This window comes from Streptomyces sp. ID05-39B, from assembly GCF_033794725.1.
Classification (GTDB): Bacteria; Actinomycetota; Actinomycetes; order Streptomycetales; family Streptomycetaceae; genus Streptomyces; species Streptomyces bobili.
Genome location: NZ_JARGEF010000180.1, coordinates 1 through 17,453 on the forward strand (window position 1 = coordinate 1; position 17,453 = coordinate 17,453).

The following is a 17,453-nucleotide window of genomic DNA, read 5'->3' on the forward strand; positions in this document are numbered from 1 at the left end:
GCCCTGGGGCGAGCGGCGGGTGTTCGGGTGCGGGTGCGTGGGGGCTGGTCGCGCAGTTCCCCGCGCCCCCAGGACGCCTGCGGCGATCCACAGGCGACCGGGTGCCGCAGGCCGTCATGCCCGTGCGGGTCGGTGGGGGCTGAGCGCGCAGCTCCCCGCCCACCCAAGACGCCTACGGCGATCAACTGCCGCAGGCCGTCGTCACCCTGCGGGTGCGTCGGGGCTGAGCGCGCAGCTCCCCGCCCACCCAGGACGCCTGCGGCGATCCACAGGCGACCGGGTGCCGCAGGCCGTCATGCCCGTGCGGGTGTGTGGGGCTGAGGGGGCCGTTCCCCGCGCACCCAGGGCGCCTGCGGCGGTCAGCTGCCGCCTTGCTCGGCGCGTCCTCCTCAGCCCGCTACCGATACCTGGGGCTCGCCCGACGTCACGCCGTCGGATTCCATCTGTTCGGCCAGTTTGAGGGCCTCTTCGATGAGGGTTTCCACGATCTTGGACTCGGGGACGGTCTTGATGACCTCGCCCTTGACGAAGATCTGGCCCTTGCCGTTGCCTGAGGCGACGCCGAGGTCGGCTTCGCGGGCCTCGCCGGGGCCGTTGACGACGCAGCCCATGACGGCGACGCGGAGGGGGACCTCCATGCCCTCCAGGCCTGCGGTGACCTCTTCGGCCAGCTTGTAGACGTCGACCTGGGCCCGGCCGCAGGAGGGGCAGGAGACGATCTCCAGGCCGCGCTGCTTGAGGTTGAGGGACTCCAGGATCTGGTTGCCGACCTTGACCTCCTCGACCGGCGGGGCCGAGAGGGAGACGCGGATGGTGTCGCCGATGCCCTGGGAGAGGAGGGCGCCGAAGGCGACGGCCGACTTGATCGTGCCCTGGAAGGCGGGGCCGGCCTCCGTGACGCCGAGGTGGAGGGGGTAGTCGCACTGGGCGGCGAGCTGACGGTAGGCCTCGATCATCACGACCGGGTCGTTGTGCTTGACGGAGATCTTGATGTCGCGGAAGCCGTGCTCCTCGAAGAGGGACGCCTCCCACAGGGCGGACTCGACGAGAGCCTCGGGGGTGGCCTTGCCGTACTTCTGGAGCAGGCGGCGGTCGAGGGAGCCGGCGTTGACGCCGATGCGGATCGGTGTGCCGTGATCGTTCGCGGCCTTCGCGATCTCCTTGACCTTGTCGTCGAACTGCTTGATGTTGCCCGGGTTGACGCGGACCGCCGCGCAGCCGGCCTCGATCGCGGCGAAGACGTACTTGGGCTGGAAGTGGATGTCCGCGATCACCGGGAGCTGCGACTTGCGGGCGATGGTGGCGAGGGCGTCGGCGTCGTCCTGCGTCGGGCAGGCGACGCGGACGATCTGGCAGCCGGTCGCGGTCAGCTCGGCGATCTGCTGGAGCGTCGCGCCGATGTCGGACGTACGCGTCGTGGTCATCGACTGCACGGACACGGGAGCGTCCCCGCCGACCGCCACGGACCCGACCTGGATCTGCCGGCTCTTGCGCCGCTCGGCGAGCTTGGTCGGAACGGACGGCATGCCGAGAGAAATCGCAGTCATCTGCTGTGCAACCCCAAGTCGTGGATCAAGGTCCAGGTCCCGTCGGTGGCGGGCTCCAGGCTTCGAGATTACGGCACGGGCCCCTGCCCGGGCACCTCGCGGCCGTCAAACCCACTCAATGGAAGGCGGCCCGGCACAGATCGTGCCGGGCCGCCGTGAACGCCCGGGGGCTAGCTGATCCGTACCGGATTGACGACGTCAGCGATCAGCACCAGGAGCGTGAAGCAGACGAAGATTCCCGCCACCACGTACGCGACCGGCATCAGCTTCGCCACGTCGAAGGGGCCGGGATCGGGGCGGCGCAGCACCTTGGCGAGGTTGCGGCGCAGGGACTCCCACAGGGCGCCCGCGATGTGGCCGCCGTCGAGGGGGAGGAGGGGAAGCATGTTGAAGAGGAAGAGGGAGAGGTTGAAGCCTGCGAGCAGCATCACGAACATCGCGAGCTGTTGCGAGGCCGGGATGTCGAGGGTGGCGATCTCGCCGCCGACCCGTGCCGCGCCGACGACGCCCATCGGGGAGTCCTGTTCGCGGGGGCCGTCGCCGAAGGCCGCGTCCCACAGGGCGGGGATCTTGGAGGGCAGGGCGGCGAGGGAGTCGACGGCGTCGCCGACCCGCTCGGTCATCCACACCGTGGACTCGCCGAAGTCCTGCTTGACGACGCCGGTGGCCGCGCTGAAGCCGAGGAAGCCGGCCTTGACGTACTCGCCCTGGACGTAGGTGCCGTTGCCGTCCTTCTTCGCGACCTGGTTGACGGCGATCTTCGCGTGCAGGGTGACCTCGCGGCCGTCCCGGTCGACGACGATCGCGACTTCCTTGCCGGCGCTGACCCGGATGAGGTTGGAGAGGGTCTCCCAGTCGTCGGTGCGCGTGCCCGCGAAGGAGACGATCCTGTCGTTCTTCTCCATGCCGGCGGCTGCCGCCGGGGAGGGCGGGTCGGACTCCTTGCAGGTGTCGCGGTTCTCGCTCTGGGCGATGACGCAGGGCGAGACGGAGGCGACGGAGGTGGTCTGCTGCTGGATGCCGAAGCCCATCAGCACGGTGAGGAACAGGGCGATCGCGAGGATGAGGTTCATGAAGGGGCCCGCGAACATCACGATGACCCGCTTCCACGGCTTGCGCGTGTAGAACATGCGCGTCTCGTCGCCGGGCCTGAGTTCCTCGTACGCCGCCGAGCGGGCGTCCTCGATCATGCCGCGCCAGGGCGAGGTGGAGCGGGCGGTGACGCGGCCGTCCTCGCCCGGCGGGAACATGCCGATCATGCGGATGTAGCCGCCGAACGGGATGGCCTTGACGCCGTACTCGGTCTCGCCCTTGTTCCGTGACCACAGGGTCGGGCCGAAGCCGACCATGTACTGCGGCACGCGGATGCCGAAGAGCTTGGCGGTGGACAGGTGTCCCAGCTCGTGCCAGGCGATCGACACCAGCAGGCCGAACGCGAAGACCACTATGCCGAGGATGAACATCAGGGTCGTCATGCGCGGGCCTCCGCCGTCTGTGCCGCCAGTTCCCGGGCCCGGGTCCGTGCCCAGGTCTCCGCTTCGAGGACGTCCGCCACGGTGAGCGGGGTTCCCGTGTGCGGGGTGCCGTGTTCCTCGACGACCCTGGTCACGGTCTCCATGATCCCGTTGAACGGGAGCGCGCCCTTGCGGAACGCCTCCACGCACTCCTCGTTCGCGGCATTGAACACCGCCGGGGCCGTCCCCGCGAGCTCGCCCACGTGCCGGGCGAGGTTCACCGAGGGGAAGGCCTCGTTGTCGAGCGGGAAGAACTCCCACGTCGACGCCTTGCTCCAGTCGAAGGCGGGGGCCGCGTCGGGCACCCGCTCGGGCCAGCCGAGGCCGATGGCGATGGGCCCGCGCATGTCGGGCGGCGTCGCCTGCGCCAGTGTCGATCCGTCCGTGAACTCAACCATCGAGTGGACATACGACTGGGGATGCACGACCACCTCAATGCGGGAGAAGGGAATGTCGTAGAGGAGATGTGCCTCGATGACTTCCAGGCCCTTGTTGACGAGGGTCGCGGAGTTGATCGTGATGACCGGGCCCATGGCCCAGGTGGGGTGCGCGAGGGCCTCCTCGACGCTGACCTGCGCCAGTTGTTCCTTCGTACGGCCGCGGAAGGGGCCGCCGGAGGCGGTGACGACGAGCTTGCGGACGTCGGCGCGGGTGCCGGCCGCGAGGCACTGGAAGAGCGCCGCGTGCTCGGAGTCCACCGGGATGATCTGGCCCGGCTTGGCCAGCGCCTTCACCAGCGGGCCGCCGACGATGAGCGACTCCTTGTTGGCGAGCGCGAGGGTGCGGCCCGCCTCCAGGGCGGCGAGGGTGGGCGCGAGGCCGATGGAGCCGGTGATGCCGTTCAGCACGGTGTGGCTGTCGGAGGCGGCCAGCTGCGTGGCCGCCTCCGGTCCCGCGATGATCTCGGGGAGCGGTTCGGCGCTGCCGTACTCGCCGCTCAGGGCCTCGCGCAGGGCCGGTACGACGTCCTCGCGGGCGACCGCGACGGTCCGCACCCGGAGCCGGCGGGCCTGCTCGGCGAGGAGGGCGACCCGGCCGCCGTTGGCGGACAGGCCGGTCACCCGGAAGCGGTCCGGGTTGCGCAGCACGAGGTCGATGGCCTGGGTGCCGATCGACCCGGTGGACCCGAGGACCACCACGTCCTTGGGGCCGTCGCCCGCCACGGGGTCGAAGACGAGGTGCGGGTCGGCGAGGAGGGCTGGACTGTCGCTCATCCCCCCATTGTTGCCGCACCGCGTACGGGCGTGGACAGGGTGTCCCCCCACGGTCCCTCTCATGGGGGGCTCCTGGGGTGTTCTTGGGTCGGTCGTGGGGTGGTCGTGGGGGGACAGCCCTGGCCGGGTGTGCGCGGTGTCACCCGATCGGGCGATGGACGTTCTCGTGTGCGGAGGGTCCGGGTGTGGTGTCGGCGATCCAGGGGCCCTCGCCCGAGGGGTCGACGATGCCCTGCTCCAGCCACTCGTAGGTGCCCGCGAGGACGCCCTTGACGACCTTGCGGTCGAGGTCGTCGGTGTTGGACCACAGGCGGGTGAAGAGTTCCTCGACGCGGATGCGGGACTGTCGGCAGAAGACGTCGGCGAGCTGGTAGGCCTCGCGGCCGTGCTCGCCGCGGGAGCGCAGCAGCTCGGCGCGGACGCAGGCGGCGCTCATCGCGAACAGTTCCGCGCCGATGTCGACGATCCGGCCGAGGAAGCCCTGTTTGGTCTCCATGCGGCCCTGCCAGCGGGACATGGCGTAGAAGGTGGAGCGGGCCAGCTTGCGGGCGTGCCGCTCGACATAGCGCAGGTGCGGGGAGAGGTCGACCTCGTGCTTGAACTCGTGGAAGGAGTTGGGGAGTTGGCCGGGGCCCGCGACGAGCTTGGGCAGCCACTTGGCGTAGAAGACGCCGGCGTTGGCGCCCGCCCTCGCCTTGTCCTGGAGGGACTTGTCGGGGTCGATGAGGTCGCCGGCGACCGAGAGGTGGGCGTCCACGGCCTCGCGGGCGATCAGCAGGTGCATGATCTCCGTGGAGCCCTCGAAGATGCGGTTGATGCGCAGGTCGCGCAGGACCTGCTCGGCGGGGACCGCCCGCTCTCCGCGGGCGGCGAGCGAGTCGGCGGTCTCGAAGCCGCGGCCGCCGCGGATCTGGACGAGTTCGTCGGCCATCCGCCAGCCCATCTCGGAGGCGATGAGTTTGGCCAGGGCGCCCTCGATGCGGATGTCGTTGCGGTCCTCGTCGGCCATCTGGGAGGACAGGTCGAGTACGGCTTCCAGGGCGAAGGTCGTCGCCGCGATGAAGGAGATCTTCGCGCCGACCGCCTCGTGGTGGGCGACGGGCTTGCCCCACTGCTCGCGGGCGGCCGTCCACTCGCGGGCGATCTTCAGGCTCCACTTGCCGGCCGCCACGCAGGAGGCCGGCAGCGAGAGCCGGCCGGTGTTGAGGGTGGTCAGCGCGATCTTGAGACCCGCGCCCTCGGGGCCGACGCGGTTCGCGGCGGGGACCCGGACCTGGTGGAAGCGGGTGACGCCGTTCTCGATGCCGCGCAGACCCATGAAGGCGTTGCGGTTCTCGACGGTGATGCCGGGCGAGTCCGCCTCCACGACGAAGGCGGTGATGCCGCCCTTGTGGCCCTCGCTCCTGGGCACCCGGGCCATGACGACCAGCAGGTCGGCGACGACGCCGTTGGTGGTCCACAGCTTGACCCCGTCGAGGACGTAGTCGTCCCCGTCGGGTACGGCGCTGGTGGCGAGGCGGGCCGGGTCGGAGCCGACGTCCGGTTCGGTGAGGAGGAAGGCGCTGATGTCGGTGCAGGCGCAGCGGGGCAGGAACCGCTGCTTCTGCTCGTCGGTGCCGAACAGCTTCAGCGGCTGGGGAACGCCGATGGACTGGTGTGCCGAGAGCAGCACGCCGATCGCGGGGCTGGCGGAGCCGACCAGGGCCAGGGCCTTGTTGTAGTAGACCTGGGTGAGACCGAGGCCGCCGTACTTGGGGTCGATCTTCATGCCGAGGGCGCCGAGTTCCTTCAGGCCGCGCACGACCTCGTCGGGGATGCGGGCCTCGCGTTCGATGAGGGCGCCGTCGATCCGCGTCTCGCAGAACTCGTGGAGTTTGGCCAGGAACTGCTCTCCGCGCCGTACGGCCTCGTCGGCGGGGAGTGGGTGGGGGTGGATGAGGTCGAGGCGGAAACGGCCCAGGAACAGTTCCTTGGCGAAGCTGGGCTTTCGCCAGTCCTGTTCCCGGGCGGCCTCCGCCACCTGCCGGGCCTCACGTTCGGTGACGACGGGCTTCTTGAGGGGTGGTGCGGACATGAGGCTCACCTCGCCGCGAATCGGGTTCTCGGACCACATTGGTTACCGATGGGTGCTACCCGATCGTTGGTACCCGATCCCGGGCGAGCCCACCACCCCTCGCGTGTCCGGTCGGCCGACGGTGAGCCGTGTACGACGTGGTGGTCCGCGGCCGATTCCCTTGAGGACCTCGGTGCCGGAGCCGGTTGCGGCGACGTGCGTGTCGTTGTCGAGGAGCTTGCGCCGGACGAGTGCCGACGGGTGCCCGGGGGACGAGTGCCGACGGGTGCCCGGGGGCCGTATGTGGATCCCAGCGGGCCGGCGCCGCCCTGGCGGTTGAGCAGGAGGGTCTGCGGTATTGCTTCGGGGGTCTCTGCGGGGGACGGTTCCCGTACGCCTCCCGGGGGCCGCCCCCGCGGCCGCCGCGGGTGGGAGAGGTTGCCGCGGACCGTGGGGTCCGACCCCGCTCGACCGGCCGCCGGACCGACCGCCGCAACCGCCGCCGAAGCGACCGCCGAACCGACCGCGGAGCCGACCGCCGGACCGGTTCGGCGAAACGCCGGAGAAACCCTGTCGAAGCGCTTCGACAACCTATGGACACCCACTCCCGCTAGAGCTACTGTCGAACCACTCTCACCCGCCCCTGTTCCCCCTGCGCACTGTCGAAGCGCTTCACACATCTTGGAGAGCTGGATGGTCACCCTCGCCGAGGTCGCCCAGCACGCCGGAGTCTCGGCGAGCACGGTGAGCTATGTCCTCAGCGGCAAGCGGTCCATCTCCGCGACCACCCGGGAGCGGGTCGAGCAGAGCATCCGTCAGCTCGGCTACCACCCGAACGCGGGCGCGCGGGCCCTGGCCAGCAGCCGGTCGAACATCATCGCGCTGATGATCCCGCTGCGCACCGACATGTACGTGCCGGTGATGATGGAGATCGCCATCGCGGTCGCCACCACCGCCCGCGCACACGGCTACGACGTCCTGCTGCTCACCGGCGAGGAGGGCCCCGACGCCGTGCGCCGGGTCTCCGGCAGCGGGCTCGCCGACGCGATGATCCTGATGGACGTCCAGCTCGACGACGAGCGGCTGCCGCTGCTGCGAGGCGCCGGCCAGCCGTCGGTCCTGATCGGGCTGCCCGCCGACACCACCGGCCTGACCTGTGTGGACCTGGACTGGAGCGCGACCGGCGCACTGTGCGTGGAACACCTGGCGACATTCGGCCACCGCGACATCGCTGTCATCGGTGAGGCGCCCGCGGTGTACGAGCGGCACACCGGTTTCGCCGAGCGCACCCTCGAGGGGCTCCGGTCCCGGGCGAAGGAACTGGGGCTGCGGGTGCTGCACCGCCCCTGCGAGAACGGGTACGACGCGATGGCGGTGACGCTGGCCCGGATCCTCGACGAGCGGCCGGGCACCACCGGGTTCGTCGTGCAGAACGAGTCGGCGGTGGAGCCGCTGCTCGCGCTGCTGCGCCAGCAGGGCCGGGCCGTCCCCGAGGACGTGTCCGTGGTCGCCATCTGTCCCGACCAGGTCGCCGTGCAGGCGTCGGTGCGGCTGACGTCGGTCGCCATCCCCGCGCAGGAGATGGGGCGGCGGGCCGTGGAGTATCTGGTCGCCAAGCTCGACGGCCGGGGTGACGACGACATCGTGCTGCTCGCCCCGGAACTGACGGTCCGCGCGAGTTCGGGCCCCGCGCCGGCCGCGTCCTGACCCACCTCGTCCTCCGCACCTGCGGCACATCCGAAGCTCACCGGTGCCCGCCCGTGGCACCCCCATGTCTCACTCCTCCAGGAGCACAGGAGCACGCCCCGTGAATCAGCCTGCCGAAAACCAGCCTCAGGTCAGCCTGGCGCAGTCCTCTCCCACCGTCGGTATCTTCCGTGAGCGGGACGGCGCGCTGGAATGGAGCGGCCGTCAGGAGACCGTCCGGGTCGAGCCGTGGGGTCCGGACGGGGTCCGGGTCCGTGCGCGGCTCGGCGGTCCCCTCCTCGACGGTCTGCCCGGCGCGCTGCTCGCGGAGGCGCCGCCGGCCCCGTCCACGGTCAAGATCGAGGGCGGGCGGGGGCGGCTGACGGTCGGCGCGCTGACCGTGGAGGTGGACGCGGAGGGCCTGATCCGGTTCCTGGACACCTCCGACGAGCGGGAGCTGCTGGCCGAGGAGCGCGCCCACTTCTGGTGGCCGGGCTCGCGTCTCTACACGGCCGTCGGCAACGGCCACCACCGCCTGGAGCAGCGGTTCGCCGCCTACGACGACGAGAAGCTGTACGGCCTGGGCCAGCACCAGCACGGGCGCTTCGACCAGAAGGGCCTCGTCGTGGACCTGGTCCAGCGCAACGCCGAGGTCGGCATCCCGGTGCTCACCTCCAGCCGGGGCTACACCCTGCTGTGGAACAACCCGGCGATCGGCCGGGTGGAGCTGGCGCACAACGGCACCCGCTGGGTGGCCGACTCGGCCCGCCAGATCGACTACTGGATCACCGCGGGCGCCCCGGCCGAGGCCCAGCGCCGCTACAGCGCGGTGACGGGCCGTACGCCGATGCTGCCGGAGTGGGCGGCGGGCTTCTGGCAGTGCAAGCTGCGCTACCGGACGCAGGACGAACTCCTCGCGGTGGCACGGGAGTACAAGCGGCGCGGGCTGCCCCTGGACGTCATCGTGTGCGACTTCTTCCACTGGACGCATCTGGGCGACTGGAAGTTCGACCTGTCGGAGTGGCCCGACCCGGCCGCGATGGTCCGCGAACTGGACGAGCTGGGCGTGAAGCTGGTGGTGAGTGTCTGGCCGTCGGTGTCCCCGCTGTCGGAGAACCATCAGCTGATGGAGCAGCGCGGCTACTTCATCGGCACGCAGTACGGTCCGATGGCGCACGCCGACTGGCCGGACAAGGAGGTCGCCTCCACGGTCCAGGTCGCCTTCTACGACGCCACCAACCCCGAGGCCCGTGAGTTCGTGTGGTCCAGGATCCGCGACAACTACCTGGTTCCGTACGGGATCACGGCGTTCTGGCTGGACGCCTGCGAGCCGGAGCTGAAGCCGGGATTCTCGGAGAACCTGCGCTACTGGGCGGGTCCCGGCCTGGAGGTCGGCAACATGTACCCGGCCGAGAACGCCCGCACCTTCTACGAGGGGCTGCGCGCGTCCGGCAGCGGCGACGACGAGATCATCACCCTCAACCGGTCGGCGTGGGCGGGCAGTCAGCGTTACGGGGCCGCCCTGTGGTCCGGTGACATCGGCACCGACTTCCCGACCCTGCGCCGCCAGATCGCGGCCGGCCTCAACACCTCCCTGTCCGGCATCCCCTGGTGGAACACCGACATCGGCGGCTTCCACGGCGGCGACCCGGACGACCCGGAGTACCGCGAGGTGATGGTCCGCTGGTTCCAGTTCGGAGCGCTGTCCCCGCTGATGCGCCTGCACGGCTTCCGCGACCCGGGCACGCCGCTGGGCCCCGAGATGACCGGCGGTCCCAACGAGGTGTGGTCGTACGGCGAGGAGGCCGGGGCGGTCCTGGAGAAGTACCTGCGGCTGCGCGAGCGGCTGAAGCCGTACGTGCTCCAGGTGATGCGGGAGGCGCACGAGGAGGGGCTGCCGGTGATGCGGCCGCTGTTCCTGGAGTTCCCCGACGACCCGGCTGCCTGGTCCGTCGACGACTCCTACCTCTTCGGCCGGGATCTGCTGGTCGCCCCGGTGCTCACGGTGGGCGCCACGGACCGTTCGGCCCATCTTCCGGCGGGCGCGCGCTGGACGGACGCGTGGACGGGTGAGACGTACGAGGGGGGTGCGGCCGTGACGGTCGACGCCCCGCTGGACCGTATCCCGTTGTTCCTGCGGGACGGCGCCCGGCTGCCGATCCGGGAGTAGGCGCGCGGGAGGGCCGGCTCCCCCTCGCGGGGAAGCCGGCCCGGTGGTGCTCAGTGGATCAACTGCTGCTGACGGTCAGGTTGTTGGTGCGGAAGTCCAGGCCGCCCGAGGACGAGGTGATCTCGAAGCCGAACTGGACGTCGCCGATGGTCTCGTTGCCCATCCAGCCCTTGGTGTCCTTGATCCACTTGAGGATGGGGAGGATCTGGACGGTCCCGGAGGACGAGTTCGAGGTGCGGATGAAGGAGAACACCTCGTTGGCGCCGTTGCTGCCCTTGTAGACGGTCCAGGTGTGGCCGCCCAGCGTCACGTTGCCCTGTGAGGTGCCGAGGGGCCCGACGGCTCCGGTCTTGTTGACCCAGAGCATGATCTCGTAGTCGTAGTCGGTGTCCCAGATGTCGTACGAGGAGTTGTAGGCGCCGGACGACGGGACGGTGACGTTGTAGCTGCTGTTGAGGGAGCCCAGCGAGGTGATCGTCTTGTTGATCACCTTCTTGGAGTTCGGGTAGGACTTGATGCCGCCGGTGTTGGGGTGGTTGGCCCAGACGCCCCAGTTGGTGCCGGAGTTGGCCCAGGCGCACTGGCTGCCGGCGCCGGAGCCCCAGATGTTGTTGTAGAGGGTGTAGCCGTTGAGGCTGGTGTTGCCCCACTGGTCGCAGGAGTTCCAGACGGCTGCCTGGGCGGGGGCCGCGGCGAGGCCGATGGTGGCGCCGAGGGCGAGGGTGGGGGCGAGCAGGGCCTTGGTGACCTTGCTCAGCGTGCGCGATGCCATGGGTGTCGTCCCTTCCATGGGTGGGGGGAAATGCGGGGGATTTGCGGGGAGTTACCACGCCCCCAGGGTGAGGACGTGGTCTTCTCCGGCGACGAGGTCGAGGGGCTCCGTGCCGGAGGAAGTCCGGACTTCGATGCGGTGTGTGCGGTGCGGTCTGAGGACGGCGCGGGCTCCGTCGGGGCCCCAGGCGAGGTCGAGATCGGCGCCGAACCGGGTGCGTACGCCCCGGAGTTCACCGGCCGGGAGCGCGGGGCCGGGGGCGGGCAGCAGGACCAGCCGGTCGGGGGTCGACTGGACGAGTGCCTCGATGAGCACGGCGGGCAGGGTGTGGGCGGCGTCCGCGTTGTAGACGTCGCGGTGGGGGTAGTGGGCGCTCATCAGGGAGGCGTGGAAGAAGTCGCCCTCCAGCACCTGGGCGAGGGCTTCGGTGACGCGTCGGCCGTCGCGCAGCCGGGCCGCGATCAGCGCGTGGTGGAGGTGGCCGTGGGCGGAGTCGTTCTCGGCTCCGCGCAGTTCGAGGGCGCGGTGGGCGGCGGCGGCGAGGCGGGGGGTGTCGTAGGGGTTGATCTCGTCGAGGGGCCAGACGGCGTAGAGGTGGCTGAGGTGGCGGTGGTCGTAGGTGTCGTCGAGTCCGGGCCAGGCCCATTCGGCGAGGGCGCCGTCGGCGTTGGTCCGGTGCGGCGGGAGCCGGTCGGCGAGTGCCTGCCAGCGGGCCGCGTGGTCGGGGTGGTAGGCGGCGGCGGTGCGGAGCGCGTGCCGGGCGGCGGAGAGGTCCATGGCCGCGTTGACCGCCCCCCAGCTCCCGTTGGCAGGCCGGTTCTCCGGTGAGTAGGACGGGACGACGACGAGGTGTCCGTCTGCGTCGGTGCGGGTGAGGAAGTCCTCGTAGAACTGGGCGACTTCGGCGAGTGCGGCGGCGGTGCGCGGGTCCTGTTCGCCGCGGGTCTCGTCGTGGTCGACGAGCGGCTTGAGAAGCCAGTCGGCGCCGGCGGTCCACAGGTGGAGGGGGTATTCGCGGCTGAAGTGGTAGGTCAGTCCCGACTCGCCGTCGGTGTGCGGCGGGGCGACGACTCCCCGGGCGCCGAAGATCGCGCGGGCGTTCTCGCGCCAGTCGTCCGCCTGCCCGTGGATCAGGGCGGCGAGGGCCGCCGTGACCTCGGGAAGGGCGGCTGTCGCCGCGGACGCCGTCTGGAGGTTGAGGTTGGCGTCGGTGGTGAACGCGCCGGCCCAGGCCGTGTCCCAGTCGCCGGTCCACAGGCCGGTGAGGCGGGGCGGGAGGAGGCCGCTCGCGCTGAGCAGGTGGTAGCGGCCGGCCGCGAAGAGCCGTTCCAGCAGCGCCGTGCCGTCCGGGCGCTTGAGCAGTTCGGAGCCGGGCAGGGCGCGTTCGCCGGGATCGGCGGCGAGGTCGAGGCCGGCGCGTTCGTAGGCGGTGCGGTGCAGGGCCGTGTGCCGGTCGCGGAGTTCGTCGTACGAGCGTCCGGCGAGGATCGCGCGCAGGGCGCGGGTCTCCTCGGTGACGTCGAGGTCGCCGGTGTGGCGGCGGACGCGAGTGAGGAGCAGCACGGAGTCGGCGTCCTCGACGCGGGCGCCGGGGGCGGCGAGGGAGAGCCGGCCGCCGGTCACCGCGACGAGGGTGACGCCGGTGTAGGCGCGGTCGCTGTCCGGGTAGCGGGCGCGGATGCTGAGGACGGCGCCTTCCGATGTGAGGAGCGCGCCGTGGCCGACGCCCAGGCGCGCGGGCACGCCGTGGAGCCGGTGGTCCAGGGTGAGGTCGAGGCAGAGTCCGGGGCCGGCCAGGTGCTGGACGATCACGTCGTCGGCGCGGGAGACGAGGACACGGCTGGTCCAGCCGGCGGCGGTGGCGGTGACCTCGCCGGTGGTGAAGTCGACGCTGCGGCGGTAGTCGCGGGTTTCGGCGTCCGGTCGCCGCAGCCGGATCTGGAAGGCCGGGTGGAAGGGCTGCACCCATTGCAGGGGCCGTCCGTCGGTGAACTCCTCGGCGGCGGTGAGGTCTCCGGCGAGCAACCGGTCCTGGAGGGCGGGGAGTTCGGCGGCGAGCCGTGGGGGCTCGGCGTGTTCGGCTCCGTTGGGGCGGACCAGGGTGTGGTGGGTGACGATGACACGGTCGTCGTTCGGATCGCCGAACACGAGGGCGCCGTGACGGCCGTTGCCGCTGAGGAAGCCGTCCTCCCAGCGGGCGGCCGGGCGTGGTTCCCAGGTTCCGTGGACGGGGCCTGGGCCGGGGGCTGGGGCGGCGGTCATGAGGCCAGCACCGCGGCGCCGTAGCGGCCGAGGGTGAGCCCGTCGCTCACCTCGGTGTCCGTCAGGAGGTCCCGGTGACTGCCCGGAACCTCGACGGTCACGGACTCGCGCCCGTGGTTGAGCAGGAACAGCAGGTCACCGCGGCGGACGGCCTCGACCTGGGCGGGCAGCCCGTCGAGCACGGGGGCGGCTCCGGCGCCGGCCGCGATCCGGGCGAGCAGCTCGCGCAGGGACTCGGGTTCGGGGAGCGTGGAGACGTACCAGGCGCGGCCCTTGCGGAGCACGGCGGGCAGGCCGTCCAGCTCTCCGCCCTTGTACGAGGCCTCCGCCACGGCGTCCTCGGTCTTCTCGATCTCCTCCGACCACAGGGTGCCGCGGAAGCCGTCGCACTCGGCCTGCTCCCCCGGGTCCAGGGGCCACCACTCGTGCAGGGTGCGGATGCCGAACAGGTCACGCAGCCGGGCGTCCATGCCGCCGGGGCGGACCCGGTCGTCCTCGTCGGCGACGCCGGTCAGGAAGCCGCTGACGAGGGTGCCGCCGCCGCGGACGTAGGCGAGGAGGTTGTCGATCGCGGCGTCGGTGAGGAGGTAGAGCTGCGGGACGACGACCAGCTTGTAGCCCCCGAGGTCGTGTTCGGGGTGGGCGAAGTCGGTGGTGAGGTGGGACTCCCACAGGGCGCGGTGCCAGGCGCCCAGGACGGCCGGGTGGTCGACGTGTGCGGAGAGGCGGCCCTCCTGGGTACTCGCCCACCAGGCGTTCCAGTCGTGCAGGATCGCGATGTCGTTGACGGTGTGCCGGTCCGTCACCCGCCCGGCGATCCTGGCCAGGTCGGCGCCGAGCCGCTTGACCTCCTGGTAGGTGCGGCCCTCCTCGCCCGCGTGGCTGACCATGCCGGAGTGGAACTTCTCGGCGCCCTGGCGGGACTGGCGCCACTGGAAGTAGCAGACGGCGTCGGCGCCGCGGGCCACGGCCTGGAGGGACCAGAGGCGGTTGAGGCCGCGCGGCTTGGGGTGGTTCACCCCGCGCCAGTTGACCGGGCCGGCGGCCTGCTCCATCAGCATCCAGGGGCCGCGGGCCTGCGAGCGCGTCATGTCCTGGACGAGGGCGCCGTGCTGGGCGCCGATCGCGTCGCGCGGGTCGGGATAGAGGTCGACGGAGACGACGTCCTCCTCCGCGGCCCAGCGCCAGGCGTCCTGGCCGGCCCACAGCGGCATGAAGTTGGTGGTCACCGGAAGGTGCGGGGTGGCCCGGCGGACGATGTCCCGCTCGGCGGTGTAGCACTCCAGGAGCATGTCGGAGGTGAACCGCTTGAAGTCCAGCACCTGGCTGGGGTTCTTCAGGTAGTGGGCGTGGCGGGGTGTGTGGATCTCGGCCCAGTCGCCGTAGCCCTGGCTCCAGAAGGCGGTGCCCCAGGCCTCGTTGAGGGCCTCGAGGGTGCCGTACCTGCTCCGCAGCCAGGTGCGGAAGCGGGCGGCGGCCTCGTCGCTCCAGTCGTAGGTGCAGTACTCGTTGTTGATGTGCCACATGGTGAGGGCCGGGTGGCCGCCGTAGCGGGCGGCGAGGTCCTCGGTGATGGCGGCGGCGTAGCGGCGGTAGGTGTCGCTGGAGTGCGAGAAGTGCTGGCGGCCGCCCCACCACTCGGTGCGCCCGTCCTGGTCGACGGGCAGCGTGTCCGGGTGGAGGCGGCCCATCCAGGGCGGCGGCGAGGAGGTGGGGGTGGCCAGGACGACCCCGACGCCGTGCTCGTGCGTCAGGTCCATGAGCCGGTCCAGCCAGCCGAACTCCCGGGCCCCCGGGCTCGGTTCGAGTTTCGACCAGGAGAAGACGCCGAGCGTGACGGAGTTGACGCCGGCGTCCTTCATCAGCCGGATGTCCTCGGGCCAGGTCTCCTCGGGCCACTGTTCGGGGTTGTAGTCGCCGCCGTAGAGGATGCGGCCGTTCGTCGCCGTGCTCAGGCCGGGCATCAGATCGGCTCCCCGTACTGGATGCCGCGCCCGTTGGTGGCGAGGTAGACGCGGCCGTACACCCGCGGGTCGCCGGTGATGGCCTCGCCGGTCCAGCCCCACTGGTGGGCGTCGTCATTGATCCGGACCCAGGTCTTCGCGCCGTCGTCGGAGCGGTACACGGCGGTGATCGTCTCGGTGGAGCCCACCTGGTAGATCGCGGGGTGGTCGGCCCCGTCGGCGGCCTTGCCGAAGCCGAGGGTGTACGAGGCCCAGCAGCTGTCGATCTTCGCGAAGCCGGCGCCGCCGTCGGTGGACCGGTACAGGCCGTTCCACTTGGCGCTCAGCCACAGGTCGCCGGAGCGTCCCGGCGCCGCGGCCACCTTGAACTGGGTGTCCCCTGCGGGCAGTCCACTCGCCCGCGCGGCGAACGTACGGCCGCCGTCGGTGCTGGCCAGCAGGGTGCCCGCGTCGGTGTCGTAGGCGTAGAAGACCGCCGGGTCGGCCGGGTCGGCGACCGGTGTGGCGCCCTTGGGGAAGGTGGGGACCTCGGTCCAGGTGGCGCCGTTGTCCGCCGAGCGGTGCGCCGGGTACCGGGTGCCGTCCCAGTGCACGAAGGACCACAGCAGCACGCTGCCGTCGGCGTTGGCGGCGATCGGCCCCGGCGCGTCCTTGGCGATGGCGGGCTGCGCGGCGAAGGGCGCCCAGGTCCGGCCGCCGTCCCGCGAGAAGGCGCCGTTGCCGTGGTCGCCCCAGCCCGCCCGGACCACGTACGACGGCTTGAGCACGGCCTGCGCGAGTCCGGTCGCGGAACCGGAGACGGGGTTCGTCGCCATGCCGCGCGACGGGGAGGCGGTGAGCCGCTCGTGGTACATCACGCCGATGTCGCCGAGCCCGCTGATCAGGTGCGCCTGGCCCGTCGGCGGCGAGATCAGCTGGCGTACGGCGGTCTCCTCCAGGCCGCGGATCTGCGGGGCCCAGCACTTGAGGTCACGGGTGCCGTAGAGAGTGGCGCCGGTGCCGTAGACGATGTGCCTGGAGTCGTACGGGTCGACGGCCAGCGCCTGGATCCACCAGCCGAACTTGGGTGCTGACTCACCCCACTTGAGGTAGGGCGTCTCCGACACGTCGAAGACCGCGGAGTCCTTCAGCGAGGTCCAGGTGCGGCCGCCGTCGGTGGTGCGGTACAGGGTGTCGATCGCCGCCCAGCGGTTGTTGGTGGAGACCACGACGGTGCCGGGGCGGCGGGCGTCCACGGCGGCGCCGCCGTACCCGAAGCTGTCGGCGGAACCGTCCTCGGTCGTGCCGCCGGGCTTCACCGGCGTCACCTCGGTCCACTTGCCGGTGGCCGTGGCCAGCTTGTGGACACTGCCGTCGGACTGGCCGTTGGGGCCGGCGGCGTTGGCGTACGTCAGGTACAGCTCGCGGGTGTGCCGGTCGTAGGCGGCGCGGACCGGGACCTTGGCGGCGGTGCCGGCGGGCTGTCCGGGTACGGGCTCCCAGGTGATGCCGTCGGCCGTGCGGAACAGGTTGGCCGTCGCCGTCGTGCCGTCGGCGTCGCCCCAGCCGGCGTAGAGCGTGCGGCCTGCCGCGACGAGCAGGGTGACGCCCTGGCCGGTGGCGTTCGGGGCGGCCGGGAAGGTGTCCGCCGCCTTCCAGGTGGCGCCGCGGTCGGTGGACCTGAGGAGTCCGTCGTGCCGGGTGCCCAGCCAGAGGGTGTCGCTGTCGCGCGGGTCCACGAGGAGGCGCTCGCCCGTGCCGCGGCCGTCCTCGTTGGCGCCGAGCTTCACGGTCAGGTCGCTGCGGGCCCAGGTGGCGCCGCGGTCCTCGGAGCGCAGGACCGCGCCGTTGCCGGCCCAGGACTGGGCGTAGGTGCCGAGGGCCAGGTAGACGCGGTCGGGGTGTGCCGGGTCGACGGCGATGGCCTCCACCCCGAGGAGGTTCCAGTCGTCCCAGCCGAGGTGGTCGGTGAGGGGGGTCCAGCGGGCGGTGCGGTCGTCCCACCGGTAGGCGCCGCCGATGTCCGTGCGGGCGTAGGCGAGGCCTCTGACCGTGGGGTGGAAGAGGACGCCCGTCACGAAGCCGGTGCCTCCGATGACGGCGGTGCGCCAGCGGTAGGTGCCTGCGGGAAGCCCCGCCGCTCGCTCCGCGGCGTGGGTGCGGCCCTGGAGGGCGGGGGTGGCGGTGAGTGCCGCGGCGGCTGCCGTCCCGGCAAGTACCGTGCGGCGGCTGAGGGGGGAGGTGGACATGGGTGCCCTGTCTCTTATATACATACACGAGCCCACAAGACAA

At 71.5% G+C, this 17,453-nt stretch carries 10 protein-coding genes; 2 read left to right on the top strand and 8 right to left on the bottom strand.

The window, feature by feature from the left end:
- Positions 1-389: 389 nt before the first annotated feature.
- The 4 genes from ispG to P1P75_RS29770 all read right to left on the bottom strand — a co-directional run bounded on the left by ispG (position 390) and on the right by P1P75_RS29770 (position 6,349).
- Positions 390-1,547: a flavodoxin-dependent (E)-4-hydroxy-3-methylbut-2-enyl-diphosphate synthase gene (gene ispG, locus P1P75_RS29755; protein ID WP_319261160.1), complete on the bottom strand. Its 1,158-nt coding sequence runs from the start codon at positions 1,545-1,547 to the stop codon at positions 390-392.
- A 170-nt stretch (positions 1,548-1,717) separates the two neighbouring features.
- Positions 1,718-3,010 carry a site-2 protease family protein gene (locus tag P1P75_RS29760; RefSeq protein ID WP_319261181.1) on the bottom strand — a complete coding sequence of 431 codons (1,293 nt, stop codon included), beginning with the start codon at positions 3,008-3,010 and terminating at the stop codon, positions 1,718-1,720.
- An 8-nt stretch (positions 3,011-3,018) separates the two neighbouring features.
- Entirely contained in the window at positions 3,019-4,275 is a 1,257-nt protein-coding gene (gene dxr / locus P1P75_RS29765; RefSeq protein ID WP_319261163.1) for a 1-deoxy-D-xylulose-5-phosphate reductoisomerase, read from the bottom strand.
- A 139-nt stretch (positions 4,276-4,414) separates the two neighbouring features.
- On the bottom strand, positions 4,415-6,349 hold the full coding sequence (locus tag P1P75_RS29770) for an acyl-CoA dehydrogenase family protein (protein WP_319261166.1): 1,935 nt from the start codon (positions 6,347-6,349) through the stop codon (positions 4,415-4,417).
- A gap of 672 nt (positions 6,350-7,021) precedes the next feature.
- Here P1P75_RS29770 and P1P75_RS29775 point away from each other — a divergent pair.
- A complete protein-coding gene (locus tag P1P75_RS29775; RefSeq protein WP_319261168.1) occupies positions 7,022-8,035 on the top strand; it encodes a LacI family DNA-binding transcriptional regulator in 1,014 nt (337 codons plus the stop codon).
- A gap of 100 nt (positions 8,036-8,135) precedes the next feature.
- On the top strand, positions 8,136-10,184 hold the full coding sequence (locus tag P1P75_RS29780) for a glycoside hydrolase family 31 protein (protein ID WP_319261170.1): 2,049 nt from the start codon (positions 8,136-8,138) through the stop codon (positions 10,182-10,184).
- A 58-nt stretch (positions 10,185-10,242) separates the two neighbouring features.
- Here P1P75_RS29780 and P1P75_RS29785 read toward each other — a convergent pair whose 3' ends face one another.
- The 4 genes from P1P75_RS29785 to P1P75_RS29800 are packed head-to-tail and all read right to left on the bottom strand — an operon-like array spanning position 10,243 to position 17,410.
- Positions 10,243-10,956 carry a hypothetical protein gene (locus P1P75_RS29785; protein WP_319261172.1) on the bottom strand — a complete coding sequence of 238 codons (714 nt, stop codon included), beginning with the start codon at positions 10,954-10,956 and terminating at the stop codon, positions 10,243-10,245.
- 51 nt (positions 10,957-11,007) lie between these two features.
- Entirely contained in the window at positions 11,008-13,218 is a 2,211-nt protein-coding gene (locus P1P75_RS29790) for a glycoside hydrolase N-terminal domain-containing protein (RefSeq protein WP_319261174.1), read from the bottom strand.
- Positions 13,215-15,182 (bottom strand): beta-galactosidase, encoded by a 1,968-nt coding sequence (locus tag P1P75_RS29795; RefSeq protein WP_319261177.1) that lies wholly within the window; start codon positions 15,180-15,182, stop codon positions 13,215-13,217. The genes P1P75_RS29790 and P1P75_RS29795 overlap by 4 nt, the downstream gene beginning before the upstream one ends.
- Positions 15,182-17,410, bottom strand: coding sequence for a 1,4-beta-glucanase (locus P1P75_RS29800; RefSeq protein ID WP_319261179.1), 2,229 nt, complete (start codon positions 17,408-17,410; stop codon positions 15,182-15,184). Before P1P75_RS29800 ends, P1P75_RS29795 begins: the two co-directional genes overlap by 1 nt.
- Positions 17,411-17,453: the final 43 nt, after the last annotated feature.